The following is a 16,495-nucleotide window of genomic DNA, read 5'->3' as shown; positions in this document are numbered from 1 at the left end:
GGAGGTAGTACGAAAAACTGTTCGGAGCGACTAGTCGTTTGTCTTTTCTTCCGGTTTGCCGAAAAGCGCAGATGCCTCCATGCGAACTTCCTCGATATCCAGATTGACAGGCGGCTCCGGCAGATCAGAAATTTCCCGCAAGCCAAAATGCTCCAGAAATTCCTTGGTCGTCGCATACAAAATCGGGCGTCCGATCCCCTCGGCTCTGCCCGCTTCGCGAATCAGCTGTTTCGACAAAAGCGTATTGAGCGCCTTTTCGCATTTTACCCCGCGTATTTCTTCGATTTCAGAGCGCGTCAAAGGCTGCTTGTAGGCAATGATGGCGAGCGTCTCCAAGGCTGCCTGGGACAGTGTCGATTGTCCCGGCGAGGTTGCCAGTCGCTCAAAATACGGCGCATGCTCGGGCAAGGTGGTCAATTGATACGCCTTGGCCACTTCCACGATTTGAACGCCGCGCCCTGCCCGGCGAAAATCCGCTTTCATGTCCTCGATCAAATCAACGACCTCTTCTTCCGACACCTCGACGATTTCACTGATCTCCTTGGCATCAATGCCTTCATCTCCCGAGATGAACAGCAAGCCTTCGATCACGCCTTTCAGCTTGTCATAGTCCATCGTTTTGGGCTCCTTCCGCATCACAAATCATGATGTCCTGAAACAATTGATTTTGTATGCAAGTGATGTGCTTGGCCTTCATCAGCTCCAGCAAAGCGAGAAATGTCGTCACGATTTCCGAACGCGTAGCCATTTTGGAAAAAAGCTGGGAAAAACGCACCATTCCGCCAGCGGCACGCACCCGCTGACGAATTTGGGTCATCCGGTCTTTGATGGAGATTTCATCGCGAGAAACCTTTGTCAGCGGTTCCTTCTCTTTTGCTCGTTGCACCAGCTTTTCCAGCGCGTGAATCAGATCGTACAAGGTCACATTTTTGACCGTATGCTCTTCTTCGCGCACGTACGGCGCCAGACTTTCGGCAGGCCGGGTAAACACCTGATTGCGGCCGATTTCCATTTCGCGCAGTTGTTCGGCCAGCAGCTTGTAGCGCTTGTACTCCAGCAGTCGCGCCACCAGTTCCTCGCGCGGATCCGCTTCCTCGACATCCATATCGAGAAACGGCTGAAACACATGCTCTTCCTTTTTCGGCAGCAGCATCTTGCTCTTGATCGAGAGAAGCGTCGCCGCCATGACGACAAACTCGCTGGCGACGTCCAGCTGGAGCTGTTGCATGTGATCGATTGTCGCGAGGTATTGTTCGGTGATTTCCGCTATCGGAATGTCGTAAATGTCCACTTCGGCCTTGTCGATCAGATGTAGCAAAAGGTCAAGGGGTCCTTCGAAGGAATCAAGTTTGATGCTGTATGCCAAAAGACGTCCCCTCGTTTCCTTTAGATGAACGCACTTACGATGTCGGCCGCAATCTGTTGCACCAGGATCAGCATCATGCTCATGGGAACCCCGAAAATCGTGGAGCTGACTCCGGGGATAAAGATCAGGAGCAGCAACAGCCACGGACCGTAAATTTCAAAGTTGTAAAAGGCGCCATCCCATCTTCGCGGAGACAGGAAGCGCACGATTTTGTACCCGTCGAGCGGCGGAACCGGCAGCAGGTTGAACACAAACAGACCGATATTGATGATGATACAGAACCTCATCGTCGTCTCCAGCGCAAATGCTGTTTTCTCGCCCATGCCGTCCATCACGCCAGAAAGGCTTACCAGTATGTAAATGACGCAGAACAGAATCGCCAGCACCAGATTAATCAGTGGCCCCGCCGCTGACACGTACACGATGCCCAGCCGCTTGTTCCCGCGAAAATGCAGCGGATTGATCGGCACAGGCTTGGCCCAGCCGAACGGTCCAAACAAAATGAGGATCAAACCGAACGGATCGATATGCGGAATGGGATTTATCGTTAAACGGCCCTCATCTTTAGCGGTATTGTCACCCAGCTTCCAGGCGACAAACGCGTGCGCCCATTCGTGCAAGCTGAAAGCGATAACGAATGCAATCATGCGAAACGGTACCGTTTTCCAATCAAAATGAAAAAGATCCATTGGTTCCCCCTTCACAGCCTCTCGGCAAAAAATTGTCTATCCACTAGGATACCAGCAGATGGATAGGCTTACAAGTCTCTTCGCAGCGCAAAAGCACCGGCAAGCATGGGGCCCGCCGGTGCTGCAAAACGCTGATTATTCGGCTACGACTTTTACGGTTGCCATTTTGTCGCCTTGCTTGATCGCGTCAACATGCTCCATGCCGGAAGTCACGCGGCCAAACACGGTATGTACGCCATCGAGGTGCGGGAAAGCATCGTAGCAGATGAAGAACTGGCTGCCGCCTGTGTCCTTGCCTGCATGCGCCATGGAGAGCGCACCGCGCAGATGCTTGTGCGGGTTTCCTTTTGTTTCACATTTGATGGTGTAGCCTGGCCCGCCTGTGCCTGTTCCATACGGGCACCCGCCTTGTGCGACGAATCCAGGGATGACACGGTGAAAAGAAAGACCGTTGTAGAACCCTTCGTTTGCCAGCTTTTCAAAGTTCGCAACGGTTCCCGGAGCTTCCTGATCGAACAGCTCCAGCTCGATTTGATTTCCATTTTCCATGGTAATGTGCGCTTTTTTCATGGATGAGCCTCCAGACCTTGTAAAGTTAACGTTCCCATTTTACCACGCGCTACCGTTGCCGTCCAATTCAGGTTTCCGCGCTCGTGTACAGGCCGGAACCCTGTTTTGCTCCGGCCAGCTTGACGGACGCCATTTTGTCGAGCAGGGTTTGTACGCTCACAATACCAAGGTATTCCTTTTGCGCCCCGACGATGATGACCACGTCATAGAGGTGGTACGGGTCCCGCGCCATGGCTCGCTTGGCTACCTCATCGAGTCTGTCTGTTCTGCTGGCCAAAAGCGGATTCGTGTTCATGATGTGCGAAACCGGCCGCTCGTAGTAGAGGGCAATGCCGTATGGCCCGCCGAGAATGTGAGAGAGGGAAAAGCGCATGACCAACCCGAGCGGTCGCCCCTCCTCCAGCACGACCACACTTTCGATTCGCTGGTTTTGCTTAAAAATGTCGTGAATCTGGCGAACGCGGACGTGCTTTTCCACGCAAATCGTCTTCGCCATGATTTCCGTCATATCCGGCATCGTGCAGAGCGCCTGCCGTTCGCCTTCTCTTCGTTTTTCCTGCATAGATCGCAAAACATTCATCGCCTGGCCGGACACCTGCGCCATCCCTCTGTCCGGCTTGCCCAAGTAATAGCCTTGACCGTAGACCACGCCAAGCTCGATCAAGGTTTCCAGTTCGCGCTCCGTCTCGATCCCCTCCGCGATGATCTTGCAGCGAACCTTCTCGGCAAACGACACGAACGTCTCCAACAACGCCTGCTTGATCGGGTCGACATCAATGTTGCGGATGAGCGACATGTCCAGCTTGATAAAGTCGGGATCAATTTCCGTAATGGATTCCAGGCTAGAGTAGCCGGCTCCGGCGTCGTCTACCGCAATCATATAGCCCTTTTTGCGATAGGCCTCGATCACTTTGCGGAAAAGCGGATAGTTGGTGATCGCGTGACGCTCGGTAATTTCGAAGACGATGTTGTGCGGGTGGAGGCCGTAGTCGGCAAGCATGTTCTGGACGTTTCCCCGCAGCAAATAAGGATCGTCGATCGCACGCGGGTCCAGGTTGATAAACAGCTTTTCGCCGGGATTCAGATAGCGTAGCTGCTCCAGCGCCCGCTTGCGACAAATCTGCTCCAGGCGAAAAACGGTATCCGTCTCTTCCGCGTAGTGGAACAAAGCGGCAGGCGTGGCAAACGGGCTGTTTTGCGGGCCGCGGGCCAGTGCCTCCCAGCCCAAGGCGCGGCAGTCCGGCAGATGAATGATCGGCATGAAATGCATCTGCACATGTTCTTCAGCAAGCAGCGTGTGGAAGCGAGTGATGTGCGTATAGGCTTCCGAAGTGAGCCCGTATTTGGCCATGTGGACAGCTTGCTTCAGAGAGGTGTACATCTCCTGCGCGATATCGCGCCCTGCCATCCGGGCGTAGCCAATCCGGACGCGCAAGTCCTCGCGCTGGCCGAGGCCGACCTGTTCATGTAGCCGGCGCTCCGCCACTTCCTGCACATGAAGGGAGAGCAGTCGGCAGTCTTCGTCGCTCACCTGCCCGCCAAAGGAACCGTAGATGGCAAAATCGTCACCCCCCAGTTGCTGAATCGTCAAAATCCGGCCTTTGATTTCTAGCGCCTGGCGGGCCACCGCTGGCAGTATTTCTGCCAAAACGGGCAGCATCCGCTTGGCGCTCGTAGCCCCGTAGCGCTGCTGTGTTTCGGTCCTATTCACGATGTCCACGTAAAACAAGACGACGTGGCGGCCTTTGTCCATCTCCTGTCGCATGATGGCCTTCATCCATTCGCGCTGATCCGGAAAATAAGGGGGAACTCCCCGAAACAGTCTGATGAGAGTCGACAACATGTTGGATCTGTCCTCCTCGCCAGCTTCATTATGGCAGGGAAGATTGAATTTTGGGTGAATGCGGGATGAAGGGAATATAAAAAAACCCTTCCGCCACACGAGCGAAAAGGGTTGGGGATGCTGTTTCGCCTAACGTTGCAGTTGCGCCCGTTTTGGCAAAAGATCGTGGGCGACCACATCTGCGTATGTCTCGCGTCTCACAACCAGCTCGGCCTCTCCGTCCTTGACGAAGACAACAGCCGGACGAGCGATGCGGTTGTAGTTGTTGGACATGGAATAGCCGTAAGCTCCTGTGCTGCTCACAGCCAAAATATCTCCCGGACTAGCCGGCGGCAGCTTCACGTCCCAGATCAGCATGTCGCCGGACTCGCAGCATTTGCCCGCGATCGAGACGACTTCGCTGGCCGGCTGATTCATCTTGTTGGCAATCGCCGCCTCATACTGCGCATGATACAGGGCAGGACGCAAATTATCCGTCATGCCTCCGTCCACTGCGATGTATTTGCGGACGTTCGGTATTTCTTTTTGGGAACCGATTCGGTACAACGTAGTCCCTGCTTCCCCTACGATGCTGCGGCCTGGCTCAATCCACAGCTCAGGGAGCGGAATCTCGCGCGCCGTCAGCTCTTCGCGAACGACATCGGCAATCGCCTTGATGTACGTCTCGGCAGGCAGCGGCGTGTCGCCCTCCACGTAGCGGATTCCGAAGCCCCCGCCAACGTTCAGCACTTCTGGCAGGAAGTCGAGCTGCTCTTTTGCTTCCCCCAACAGCTCTGCCAAACGCTTCACCGCAACGAGGAAGCCATCTGTCTCGAAAATTTGCGAGCCAATGTGGCTATGAACGCCCAGGAGGTGCAGATGATTGCTTTCGTAGGCATAGCGGATCGCTTCCAGCGCTTGCCCGTTTTGCACGTCGAAGCCAAACTTGGAATCGATTTGCCCCGTGGAAATATATTCGTGCGTATGAGCTTCCACCCCTGGCGTCACGCGCAGGAGAACCGCCACCTTTTCGCCGCGTTCCTGGGCCAGATCGGCAAGCAGGTGCAGCTCATAAAAATTGTCTACCACAAAACAGCCGATCTTGGCATCCAGTGCCATGTTGATTTCGTCGATCGATTTGTTGTTGCCGTGGAAATGAATGCGCTCTGCCGGAAATCCTGCCTGCAACGCCGTGTACAGCTCTCCGCCCGATACGACATCGAGAGAAAGACCTTCTTCCTCGATCAGCTTGCACATGGCCATCGTGCAGAACGCTTTGCTTGCATATGCTACCTGAAACGAGAATCCCGTCTGGCTGAACGCCTCTACAAAGCTGCGGCACTTGGCGCGAATGTGCGCCTCGTCGTATACGTACAGCGGCGTGCCGTACGCAGCTACCAGGCTGGTCGTATCACAGCCCCCGATCTCCAGATGTCCCTGTTCGTTCACTCGACTTGTCCCGTGTAAAAACATGATTGGCTCCTCCCAGTCTACTCCCGCCGATTCTACCAGCCCTGATCCTATAGAGAAAGGCAACCGACCCAAACGCGTCAGTTGCCATACATAACAAGCATCGTAAGGCTTCCCATTCAATTTACTACAAGGCTGTGCTTTTGACAATGGGTGATGAAATCCGTTTTCAGAATATTATTGACGGGAGGAATTCTGTGAGCGAACGATGCTCGGACGACGGTTTTTGCTCGGTACCGCCAGACGAACGACGACATCCTTCATCGCTTTGTAGTTAAAAGGAATGAACGGCCACAAATACGGCGTGTTGAGCGAACGTGTCGCAGCCAGGCAGACCAGGACCACGAGGAAGCCGATCGTCAGACCCGGGGTAGCGAAGAAGCCGACCATCAGGATCAGGAAAATGCGCACCAGCCGATTCGCAAGACTCAGCTCGTAGCTTGGTGTCGCAAACATGCCGATGGCGGCCACAGCGAGATACAAGATGACCTCCGGCGCAAACAGCCCGACTTTGATTGCCACATCTCCCACGAGGATCGCGGCCAAAAGACCCATCGCGACCGAGAGCGGTGTGGGGGTATGGATCGCCGCCATTCGCATCAGATCCAGCCCAAGCTCCGCCATGATAAATTGCGCCAGCAGCGGAATGCTGCCTTTTTCCTTGATCCCGATAAAATGTAGCGAATCTGGAATCATCGACGGATGCATGACCAGGAGCAGCCAGATCGGCAACACGAACACGGAAACCAAAATTCCGAAGAAACGAACCCAGCGCAAGTACGCCCCGACTACAGGGGTCTGGCGGTATTCCTCCGCGTGCTGAACGTGGTGAAAATAAGTCGCAGGGGTAATCATGACACTCGGCGATGTGTCGACGTAAATCAGCACATGCCCTTCCAGGAGGTGAACCGCCGCCACATCGGGGCGTTCGGTATAGCGAACCAGGGGAAACGGATTCAGCGTTTTCCCGATGATAAATTCCTCAATCGTCTTCTCCGCCATCGGGATGCCGTCAATCTGGATATTTTGCAGCCGTTCTTTCAAATCCTCCACCAGATCCGGGTTGGCTACATCTTGCAGGTACGCGACTGCGACATCCGTTTTGGTGCGTTCGCCGATCTGCATGATCTCGAAGCGCAACCGCTCGTCGCGTATCCTTCTTCGCGTCAGCACCGTATTGGTCACGAGCGTCTCTGTGAAGCCATCGTGCGCTCCGCGTACAATCCGCTCCGTATCCGGCTCCTGCGGGGAACGCGTGGGCAGCACTTTCGTATCCATGAGGATCGCATGGGAACAATGGTCGATGATAAGCCCAACCTGCCCCACCAGCAGCTTGTCCATGAACTCGTCGGTCGTATCGACTTTGGTCAACTGGTAGTACGGAATGAATTTGTAAAACAAGGTATCAAACAGATGATCCGCGAAATCTCTGCCGCCGCGCAAGTCATTGATCTCCCGCATGATTTGCGAGACGAGCAGGCTTTCCGCAAATCCGTTTATGTAATACAAAAGCAGCTTCGTATTGCCCACAAAAAATTCATGGACCCCGATATCAAAGCTTTTCCCGACGCCGAGCCTGTCGTTCAAATAATCCTTGTTTTCCTCAATGCGGTCCGAGATCGGTCGTCTCTTTTCCGTTACTTGCGCCATGCGATCCGCTCCTTTCCATGATCCATTGCACCGCCCTTTTCGTAATCGGGCAGCCGTTCTGCAAGCTGTCGCGCCCCTCCATTTTCCCGATGTCTCCGATGCCGATGACATGAGGCAGCTTCAAGGTGTTCAAAATATCCACGGTGTCGCCGTAAATCTGGTGGTGCAGCTGTTCATCTGCATATCCGTCTTTGTCGACTGCCTCCGTGACGATTTGCCCCCGGTTGTCGACGGAATAGGCAACCGTAGCTCCGTGTACCCCTCTCGTATGGGAGGCGACCGCGATCGCGCCGATTACTTCGATGTCCGGGTGTTTGGCGACGTATTCAATTGCCCGCTCCCCACGCCCTTTGCCAAAATCGCCGTTGTCATCGAACATGACGATGACCGGATCGTGGGGCGCCATCTTGATCAGCTCCACCGCCTGCTTGCCGGAAACAGGGGTCGGATTGCCGGCAGACAGCGATATGCACCTGCCCCCCAGCTCTCTTGCGACACTCTCGATTGCCTTTTGCGCGATATGGTCGCCATCTGTCACCAGGATGACTTTGCGCCGCTGTTCCTCCATCGTTTGCTCACCGTCCCTGCTCCCAGAAAGCGTCAGCCCTTCGGTTTGAAGACGAGCGAAGCGAAAAAACCGAACGCGATCGCAGCCGATATCCCTGCGCTGGTAACCTCGAAAATGCCGGTAGCAACGCCGATCAGGCCGTGTTGCTCGGCTTCGCTGATCGCTCCGTGGTACAGCGCATGTCCGAAGCTCGTAATCGGGACCGTAGCCCCGGCCCCGGCAAAATCAATGAACTTGTCGTACACGCCGATAAAATCGAGTACAACCCCCGACACGACCAATGTGCTCATCACATGGGCCGGAGTGAGCTTGCCGACATCGAGGAGCAATTGCCCGATGACGCAGACCAGTCCTCCTACGACAAACGCAATCACGTATTCCATCATTGTCCTCCTTCGAGCGCAACCGCATGCGCGATACACGGAATGGAATTGCCTTGCTGGGTGCTGACCGGACTGAGCAGAGCACCCGTGGCGCATACCAACACTTTTTTCAGCAAACCGCGGTTCAACTGGTCCAAGATGTAGCTGTAGGTCACAACCGCGCTGCTGGCACAACCGCTTCCGCCTGCGAATACGTCCTGATCCGGCGTGTAAATCATCAGGCCGCAGTCGTTGTACACCCCGTCCATATCGTAGCCTTCTGTAAGCATCAGCTCTTTGACGATCGGGTAACCGACTGCTGCCAAGTCGCCCGTCACGATCAGATCGTAGTCTTTTGGCTCTCGTCCCGTGTCGTGAAAATGCGCCAAAAAAGTCGAGACGGCCGCAGGAGCCATTGCTGACCCCATGTCCAGCGGGTCCTTTATGCCCATGTCCACCACTTTTCCCATCGTCGCATACGTAATCCGCGGTCCCGTCCCCCCGATGCCAATCAGCCCGGCTCCCGCTCCCGTCACGGTCCATTGCGCTGTCGGCGGCTTTTGCCCGCCGTATTCGGTCGGATAGCGATACTGCCGCTCTGCCGTGGCGTTATGGCTACTGCAGGCGGCCACCGCTCTGTCTGCATAGCCGGCGTTTACCAAGGCCGTTGCCGTCGCCAGCGTCAGCATGGAAGTCGAGCAAGCTCCGTACATGCCCAAAAGCGGAATTTCCAGCTTCTCCGCCGTAAAGTTGGTCGTGATGTTCTGATTCAGCAGATCGCCCGCCAAAATGAGATCGACGTCCTGTCCGGTCACGCCTGCTTTTTTCAGAGCCGTGGAGACGGCGTCCTCCATCAGCTTCCGCTCCGCATTCTCCCACGTATCCTGCCCCGCATACATGTCGTCGTGAATCACGTCGAACAAAGCGGCCAGTGGCCCTTCTCCTTCCTTCGGCCCTACCGCGACCGCCGCGCTTTGCAGGCGGACGTTCTGGTCGAAGCGCCAGGTCTGGCGGCTCACGCGTTTTTGATCTGGATTGCTTGACACAGACAGCCCTCCCGTCAGACGAACATGTGGTACAAGCTTTTTAAAATGCCGGCGACAAAGGCCGCCACCACCCCAAACACAATGACGGAGCCTGCGAGTTTGAACATGTTGCCGCCCACGCCGAGCACCAGTCCCTCGCTGCGATGCTCAATGGCGGCGGAAGCGATGGAGTTGGCGAAGCCCGTTACCGGAACGGCAGAGCCTGCCCCGGCGTATTGGCCAATGTTGTCGTAGACGCCGAGCCCCGTCAACAGCACCGATAAAAAGATCAGCGTCGCAACCGTCGGATTGCTCGCCGTCTTCTCGGTAAAGCCGAAAAAATGGATATACATGTTTTGGATCGCTTGCCCCAACAGACAAATCGTCCCCCCGACCCAAAACGCCCGCAGCGAGTTCAAGAGGACATTTCGCTTCGGCTGATACTTCGACGCCTGCTGCTGATAGAGCTGTTTCGTCATCTGCATCGATCCGCGCGATTGGGATTTCGTTTTGGTTGCCATGCCCTTTCACTCCTTCGTAAGTCCCTGGCTCCTGCCAGCTACACCTTCTCCTATCTCTAGCTTTCCTTCTTCAAACTTCGCCTATGAATGGCGGTATTTTCCAGACTACAGATGCAGAAGCCATTGCAATAGCGAGCCTGTGACTTTTCCAAACACAACCGCCATCAACAGAAACAACAGACTGCCATCCATGCTGATCCGTTTGGCCAAAATCGGAAAGACGTTCAGCACCTCCGTCAACCCGGCGGCCAACGTGCCGACAAATACGCCCGCAAACAGCCCATAGAGCGCCGTAAACACGACAGGGAAATGGGCATTGACGTGAAAAAAATCAATCAGCGTAAAAAAAAGCGCGCCCATCACCAAGGCCCACTCCAGCGCGCGAATCTGACGGTGCGCGTTGGTCAGCTGCGTCAGCCTCGGGATAATGTCCAGCACCGTAATGAAAGCAACAAGCCCGCTCCCCACCGCAAGTCCGCCCCCCACACCAATCAGGACCAGCAAACCGCATATCCATATGCTCATAGTTTCGTTTTCTGATTTTCTTTGTTCTCGTTCTGGATGTAATACTGGTCAAGGCTTTGCTGGTACATGAACAGCTCTACTTCCAGGGGGCTTGGCTCTTCATTGATTTTTTTCTTGAAAATATGGTTAAAAAACAGAATCATCCCCATGCCAATCCCAATCGAATACGGAATTTGCAGCCAGAGCGGCTGTTCGCTCCGCTCGCCGGTAATGAGATAAAAGATGCGTTCGTGCACCTCGCGCATGCTGACGTCCGTGTGAAAATTCATGATCGCAAGGCCCGAGCCGATAAACAAAAGCAGCCAGACGAGCGCTACCAGGACGGGGTTGGCTTTTTTCCGCGGATTCAATACTTCCACAATAATTTGCGGCGCTCCCTGGATCTCCAGCTCGACCTCCGGGTAAACGGAACGGATTTTTTGGATCACTTGCATGATGTCGACGACGATCAAGTTTCCGTCTGTCGGCTTTACCTGATAGATGGGCATTCGCTTGAGCGCATCCTCGCGTTCGCCATCCCAAAAAAGCTGACAAACATCGCCCAGTGTAATCATCGCCTCCGGCTTGACGGCCAGTCGCTTTCTCAGACGGAGAAACAGCGCGTCTTTCATGAAAACTCCTCCTGCCTAAAACATGCTCATGTCTTCCGTAGTATGTGCCCTGCGCCAAAACCCATACCACAAAAAGCAGCCTCTACCATTTGCAGGCTTTGTGGACAGACAGAAGGCCAAATAAAAAACACCCAAGCGGCAGGCTTCGGTGTTTTCCATCTTTTTATTCAGCTGTCAGTGTTCGATCTGATCCTTGATCGTTTGCAAAATGCGCTTCTCCAGACGGGACACCTGGACCTGGGAAATTCCGAGCCGCTCCGCCACCTCAGACTGGGTCTGATCCTTGTAGTAGCGCAAATAGACAATGAGCTGCTCGCGTTCGCTCAATCGGCTGATCGCATCCTTCAGTGCGATTTTTTCAAACCACTTGTTCACGCCTTCGTCCGCGATCTGATCGATCAGCGTAATCGGGTCTCCGTCGTTCTCGAAGACCGTCTCGTGAATCGAAGAGGGCGCCCGATTCGCTTCCTGGGCAAATACGACTTCCTCCGGCGTGATCCCGACGGCATCCGCCACCTCGGCAATCGTGGGTGCGCGGCCAAATTGCTTGTACAGTTCATCCTTTGTTCGTCGCACCTTGTTCGCGGTCTCCTTGAGCGATCGACTGACCTTGACCGTCCCGTCATCGCGCAAAAACCGCTGGATTTCGCCGATAATCATCGGCACGGCATACGTCGAGAACCTGACGTCATAGGAAAGGTCGAATTTGTCCACCGCTTTCAAGAGGCCAATACAACCAATTTGAAACAAATCATCCGCTTCGTACCCTCGGTTGATAAAACGCTGGACGACGGACCAGACCAACCGGATATTGCTGTTCACGAGAAGCTCGCGCGCTTCGGTGTCTCCAGCCTGGCTTTTGGCGATTAGCTCTTTCACTTGGTCATTGGTCAGAAATGGTTGACTCGCATTTTTGATATCGGCACCCATTGGCACTACCCCTAATTTTGCAAGGCTTTGGCAAACGACAGGCGTTTGGTCAGACGAACGGTTGTCCCCTTACCAACAGCCGTCGCGACTTCCAAAGAATCCATGAAATTCTCCATAATGGTAAAGCCCATTCCCGAGCGCTCCAGCTCAGGCTTGGTCGTATACAGCGGCTGCATGGCCTGCTCGACATCCTCGATTCCTTTTCCGTTGTCTTCCACGACCAGCTCCACCGCTCCCTCGTCGATGCGCACGGAGATATGGACCAGCCCCTCCGGATTCTCGTCATAGCCGTGGATGATGGCGTTGGTGACAGCCTCCGATACAACCGTCTTGATCTCTTCCAGTTCGTCCATCGTAATGTCGAGCTGCGAGATAAAGGAAGCGACCGCAATCCGTGCAAACGCCTCATTTTGGCTCAGTGCTGCAAACGATACGGACATAAAATTGCGCTGTACCTTCACTTACGCCACCCCCAGAACAAGCAGTGCATCTGCTTCATTTTCGCGGAACTTGATGACCTTAAACAGGCCAGACATCTCAAAGATCCGGTAAATGGTGGGGTTGATCGAGCATACGTACATTTCACCCGAACGGGCGGAGATTTGTTTGTAACGTCCCAAAATCACACCGATGCCCGAGCTGTCCATAAAGGCCAAATCAGCCAGGCTCAGTACGATATGACGAATATCGGGGGTACGCAAAAGTTCATCCACTTTGCTTCGCAGCTCTTCCGCTGTATGATGGTCCAGTTCTCCCTGCAAACGGATCACCAGCACGTCCTGCCGGGTCTCCATGTCAATCCGCAAACTCATGGCTGACTCACTCCTTCTCCCTTGAATACCCCTCTCTTTCTGCTTCGGACAAACCAATTCCTGCCAGGCGACAAAAGAACAAAAAAATCGAGCAGCCGCGCCATCGCTTTCGAGGCAACTCGATTCTTTTCGCGCTTCTGTGCGGTCTGTCAGTAGCCGATCAATACGGCCTTGGTGGTTCGCTTGAGAATCTCCCACATGTTCGCTTTATTCACTTGTTGCTCCGGGAACAGGTCAATCCGGTTGATCTCGCGGCCATCCTTCGTGCGGATGAAAATATGGCCAACGACCTGATCCTTCGCCAGTGGAGCGTTGACGGAGCGATTCATGACGATTTCTTTCGTGTACGTGTCAGCCGTTTCCCCTTTTCTCATCAGCAGGCTGACCGCTTGCGGCGTCACGACGTTGACTTGCGGCGTCTGCCCTTTATCCACCGTGAGCGACTCCACCGCCTGGCCTTTTTTGTACATCGGCATCACCTGAAAATGGGTAAAGGCGTAGTTGAACATGGTGGAAACCTCGTTGTTGCGCGTTTTGACGTCCGGCTCGCCCATGACGACCGCAATGATCCGCATGTTATTGCGTTTGGCCGTAGCGGTCAGACAATACTTGGCTTCGCCGGTAAATCCGGTTTTCAGTCCGTCCACTCCTTCGTAAAAACGGACGAGCCGATTCGTGTTCACCAGCCAGAACGGGCTTGCCGAGTCTTTGCGCAAATAATCCTGGTAGGTCCCGGTAAACTTCGTAATCCCTTCGTGCTTCAGCAGTTCACGCGACATGATGGCGATATCGGCCGCAGAGGAATAGTGATTGGCGGCAGGCAAGCCGTTGGAGTTGACGAAATGCGTGTTTTTCATCCCCAACTGCTTCGCCCGCTCGTTCATCCGGTTGACAAAGCTCTCTTCCGTTCCGGCGAGATGCTCGGCCATGGCCACAGAAGCGTCGTTGCCCGAGGCGATCGCGATGCCTTTTATCATGTCTTCGACCGTCATTTCCTCGCCCGGCTGCAAAAAGATTTGCGAACCGCCCATCGAAGCAGCTTTTTCGCTCGTTCTCACCTTATCGGTAAATTTAAGCTCTCCCCGCTCCACCGCCTCCATAATCAACAGCATCGTCATCACCTTCGTAATGCTGGCGGGTGGCATTTTTTCATTTGCATTTTTTTCGTACAAAACCGTCCCCGTGTCCGCTTCGATCATAATCGCAGACGAGGCGTGCGGGGCAAAATTCATCTCGCTGTTTGGCGGAGCTGATTTTTCTTTTGCCAACGCACCCATCGGAGAAAAGATGGTTACACACAGGATGAAGCAAGAAGCCAGATATCCAATCCGTTTCATAGCAGTCCCTTCCCTCCATTCATGGTTTTATTCTCACCAAGGGGGTAGGAAAATATTCACAAAGAAAATCCCTTCCGCTGTTCGCAGAAGGGACTCTCGCTAGATCACAAATCGGCTGACGTTTCCGGTCAATTCGTCTGCCATTTTTTTCAGTTGTTCCACGTTTTCATTGATGCGTGCAATCGTATGCAGCTGCTCGTCGACCGTCTCGACCACCCCGGAAATCGAAGCGCTGATCTCATCCGACATGCTGGCCAGACGCTGCATGGAATTGGTCACCACCTGATTGCCCGCCGCCATTTCTTCCGAAGTGGCGGTCATCGACTCGCTTTGCTCCGCGGCCGACTGAATCTCCGCCACGATGTTTTGGAACGTTGTGCCGACAGATTCGACGGACTTCAGCCCGCCGCCCACCATCTTGACGATTTCATCCATATGCTTGCTCATGTCCATTGCTTCATCGTTGATGGAGTGCGCGATAGCGGCAATCCGCTCAGAGAAGGAGCTGCTCTCCTCCGCCAGCTTGCGCACCTCGCTTGCCACGACGGAGAACCCTCGTCCCGCCTCGCCTGCACGTGCCGCCTCAATCGCCGCGTTCAGCGCGAGCAAATTCGTCTGCGAGGCGATGCTCGTAATCATTTCCACGATACTGGTAATCTCGCGAGCCCGCTCCCGCAAGCTGTGCATTTGCGTGGCTGTGCGCTCCACCTCGCCTGTTGCACGGCGAACCGTGTCAATCACGTCCTCCACCAGCTGCATGCCGTCCTGGGCACGCTCAAACGTGCGTGTGGTCGCAAGCGAAGTGGATTCCGCCGCGATGGCTACCTGCTCGACGCCTTGCGAGATTTCCGAGACGGTCGCCGCCGTCGCCTGCACTTCGTTCGCCTGGGTGGATACGCGTTGCGCGATCGTCGAGATGTTGTCGGTAATGACGCTGATCGCCCCTTTGTTGTCCTGGGCAAACTGCGTCAACTCGTCCGTCGCCACGTTCAGCTGAGTGGCTTGTCCCTGCACGAGTGCGATCAGCTTGCGCAGCTCGGCGGCCATCTCATTCATTTTTCGGCCAACCATCGCCAGCTCATCCCTGCCCTTTACATTGACATGGATATCGAAGTGGCCGGAGCCGATTCGCTCCATGTCTTTTGCAATCGCAAACAGGGAGAGGCGAATCCGCTTAGCAAACCACCAGATCGCCCATACAGACAGCGCCATGATCGGCAGGCTAAAGATGACAAAGTACATCCACATGCCATTCACTTCGCCGTACACTTCATCGCTGCCCGTTGACAGGACGACATTCCACTTCAACAAATGGATGGGCGCAAAGGCTGCGAAGGAATCCTTGCCGTGATCGGAATAGAGCAGGCTGTTGCTGGTTTCCTGCTTCATCAGCTCCAGCATTTCCGCGTAATCCGACTGCCCCGCCAGCACCAGCTTGCTGTTGTTTTGCGGATTCTGGTGCGCGACGACCAAACCGTCCTGCCGAACGACAAACGCGTAGCCGTTTTGCATGAAGGAGATTTGCGGAACTTTTTGCGTCATCTGGTCGATGGCAAATCCGACGACAAACAGCCGGCTTGTATCGTTGTTTTTCTCCCCGACAGGTGTCGCAATATAAAGAAAGCTCTTGTCGTTGCCTTCCACGACTTCCTCGTCAGAGATGACCGTTTTCCCGGTGCTCATGACTCGTTGGTAATACTGCTTTTGCTTGAAGTCGATCTCGTTTTTTCCGGTTAGCGAATACAGCGATTTTCCCGTCTGACTGTCTACCAGATAAATTTTGGCAATTTCCTTATGCGACTGCCGCATCAGCGTGAACTGTTCCATGATTAACGGTTCCAGTTCTGTCGTCATGACGCGCTTGGATGCCGCCGATTCTGCCGACTTGACGATCGTCTTGATCCAGTCTTCCATGCTGGCCGCGTGTTGCTCCGCCAGCATTTTCGCTTGTTTGGAGGTAATGGATAGCAAGGTTGCTTTTGAAAAAGACAGCGCTATGTATTGCAGAGAACCAATGATGATAAGTACGAGAATCAGGCCAAAGACAATCATCTTTGTTGCCAGAGAGCCCCGCAGTTTTTCCGTTGCGAGCAGGCTCTTGATGTTTCCTTTTCGGAAAAGCGATAACCCAGCCCCTTTCTTTTTCCATTTCGGCGACAAAAAACGACTCATGATGCTGCCCCCTTTTCATACCCTGCTTGTTACCAGTAATGGTTTATGAAAAAAATACCCTTGAA

The 16,495-nt window shown here is 54.3% G+C and carries 18 protein-coding genes; all 18 read right to left on the bottom strand.

What is annotated here, in order from left to right:
- Window positions 1–30: 30 nt before the first annotated feature.
- The 18 genes from scpB to ACTHO6_RS02685 all read right to left on the bottom strand — a co-directional run bounded on the left by scpB (window position 31) and on the right by ACTHO6_RS02685 (window position 16,430).
- Window positions 31–615, bottom strand: coding sequence for an SMC-Scp complex subunit ScpB (gene scpB / locus ACTHO6_RS02770; protein ID WP_440239087.1), 585 nt, complete (start codon window positions 613–615; stop codon window positions 31–33).
- Window positions 605–1,366, bottom strand: coding sequence for a segregation and condensation protein A (locus tag ACTHO6_RS02765; protein WP_440239084.1), 762 nt, complete (start codon window positions 1,364–1,366; stop codon window positions 605–607). Before ACTHO6_RS02765 ends, scpB begins: the two co-directional genes overlap by 11 nt.
- Before the next feature lie 20 nt (window positions 1,367–1,386).
- Entirely contained in the window at window positions 1,387–2,055 is a 669-nt protein-coding gene (locus ACTHO6_RS02760; protein ID WP_440239081.1) for a site-2 protease family protein, read from the bottom strand.
- Between the two features lie 135 nt (window positions 2,056–2,190).
- On the bottom strand, window positions 2,191–2,625 hold the full coding sequence (locus ACTHO6_RS02755) for a peptidylprolyl isomerase (protein WP_440239079.1): 435 nt from the start codon (window positions 2,623–2,625) through the stop codon (window positions 2,191–2,193).
- Window positions 2,626–2,692: 67 nt separating this feature from the next.
- Window positions 2,693–4,468 (bottom strand): EAL domain-containing protein, encoded by a 1,776-nt coding sequence (locus tag ACTHO6_RS02750; RefSeq protein ID WP_440239077.1) that lies wholly within the window; start codon window positions 4,466–4,468, stop codon window positions 2,693–2,695.
- Between the two features lie 129 nt (window positions 4,469–4,597).
- Window positions 4,598–5,920, bottom strand: coding sequence for a diaminopimelate decarboxylase (gene lysA / locus ACTHO6_RS02745; RefSeq protein WP_440239074.1), 1,323 nt, complete (start codon window positions 5,918–5,920; stop codon window positions 4,598–4,600).
- 174 nt (window positions 5,921–6,094) lie between these two features.
- Window positions 6,095–7,567, bottom strand: coding sequence for a spore germination protein (locus ACTHO6_RS02740; RefSeq protein WP_440239072.1), 1,473 nt, complete (start codon window positions 7,565–7,567; stop codon window positions 6,095–6,097).
- Window positions 7,521–8,135, bottom strand: coding sequence for a stage V sporulation protein AE (locus ACTHO6_RS02735; protein ID WP_440239070.1), 615 nt, complete (start codon window positions 8,133–8,135; stop codon window positions 7,521–7,523). The genes ACTHO6_RS02740 and ACTHO6_RS02735 overlap by 47 nt, the downstream gene beginning before the upstream one ends.
- 32 nt (window positions 8,136–8,167) lie before the next feature.
- Window positions 8,168–8,518: a stage V sporulation protein AE gene (gene spoVAE / locus ACTHO6_RS02730; protein WP_440239068.1), complete on the bottom strand. Its 351-nt coding sequence runs from the start codon at window positions 8,516–8,518 to the stop codon at window positions 8,168–8,170.
- Complete coding sequence (gene spoVAD / locus ACTHO6_RS02725) at window positions 8,518–9,543, bottom strand: stage V sporulation protein AD (protein ID WP_440239066.1); 1,026 nt, start codon at window positions 9,541–9,543, stop codon at window positions 8,518–8,520. The genes spoVAE and spoVAD overlap by 1 nt, the downstream gene beginning before the upstream one ends.
- Before the next feature lie 14 nt (window positions 9,544–9,557).
- Entirely contained in the window at window positions 9,558–10,043 is a 486-nt protein-coding gene (gene spoVAC / locus ACTHO6_RS02720) for a stage V sporulation protein AC (protein WP_440239064.1), read from the bottom strand.
- A gap of 105 nt (window positions 10,044–10,148) precedes the next feature.
- A complete protein-coding gene (locus ACTHO6_RS02715; RefSeq protein ID WP_440239062.1) occupies window positions 10,149–10,568 on the bottom strand; it encodes a stage V sporulation protein AB in 420 nt (139 codons plus the stop codon).
- On the bottom strand, window positions 10,565–11,179 hold the full coding sequence (locus ACTHO6_RS02710) for a stage V sporulation protein AA (RefSeq protein ID WP_440239059.1): 615 nt from the start codon (window positions 11,177–11,179) through the stop codon (window positions 10,565–10,567). The genes ACTHO6_RS02715 and ACTHO6_RS02710 overlap by 4 nt, the downstream gene beginning before the upstream one ends.
- A gap of 174 nt (window positions 11,180–11,353) precedes the next feature.
- Window positions 11,354–12,109 (bottom strand): RNA polymerase sporulation sigma factor SigF, encoded by a 756-nt coding sequence (sigF, locus tag ACTHO6_RS02705; RefSeq protein ID WP_005827375.1) that lies wholly within the window; start codon window positions 12,107–12,109, stop codon window positions 11,354–11,356.
- 11 nt (window positions 12,110–12,120) lie between these two features.
- Window positions 12,121–12,570: an anti-sigma F factor gene (gene spoIIAB / locus ACTHO6_RS02700; RefSeq protein ID WP_440239054.1), complete on the bottom strand. Its 450-nt coding sequence runs from the start codon at window positions 12,568–12,570 to the stop codon at window positions 12,121–12,123.
- Window positions 12,571–12,921: an anti-sigma F factor antagonist gene (gene spoIIAA, locus ACTHO6_RS02695; protein WP_440239052.1), complete on the bottom strand. Its 351-nt coding sequence runs from the start codon at window positions 12,919–12,921 to the stop codon at window positions 12,571–12,573.
- Between the two features lie 149 nt (window positions 12,922–13,070).
- Complete coding sequence (locus ACTHO6_RS02690; RefSeq protein WP_440239050.1) at window positions 13,071–14,258, bottom strand: D-alanyl-D-alanine carboxypeptidase family protein; 1,188 nt, start codon at window positions 14,256–14,258, stop codon at window positions 13,071–13,073.
- A 99-nt stretch (window positions 14,259–14,357) separates the two neighbouring features.
- Complete coding sequence (locus ACTHO6_RS02685; protein ID WP_440239048.1) at window positions 14,358–16,430, bottom strand: methyl-accepting chemotaxis protein; 2,073 nt, start codon at window positions 16,428–16,430, stop codon at window positions 14,358–14,360.
- Window positions 16,431–16,495 lie beyond the last annotated feature (65 nt).

Origin of the sequence: Brevibacillus sp. SAFN-007a (assembly GCF_051967035.1) — a bacterium.
In the GTDB taxonomy this organism is placed as follows: Bacteria; Bacillota; Bacilli; order Brevibacillales; family Brevibacillaceae; genus Brevibacillus.
The sequence above is the reverse complement of the archived record's forward strand: the minus strand, read 5'-3'. Positions and strand labels throughout refer to the sequence as shown.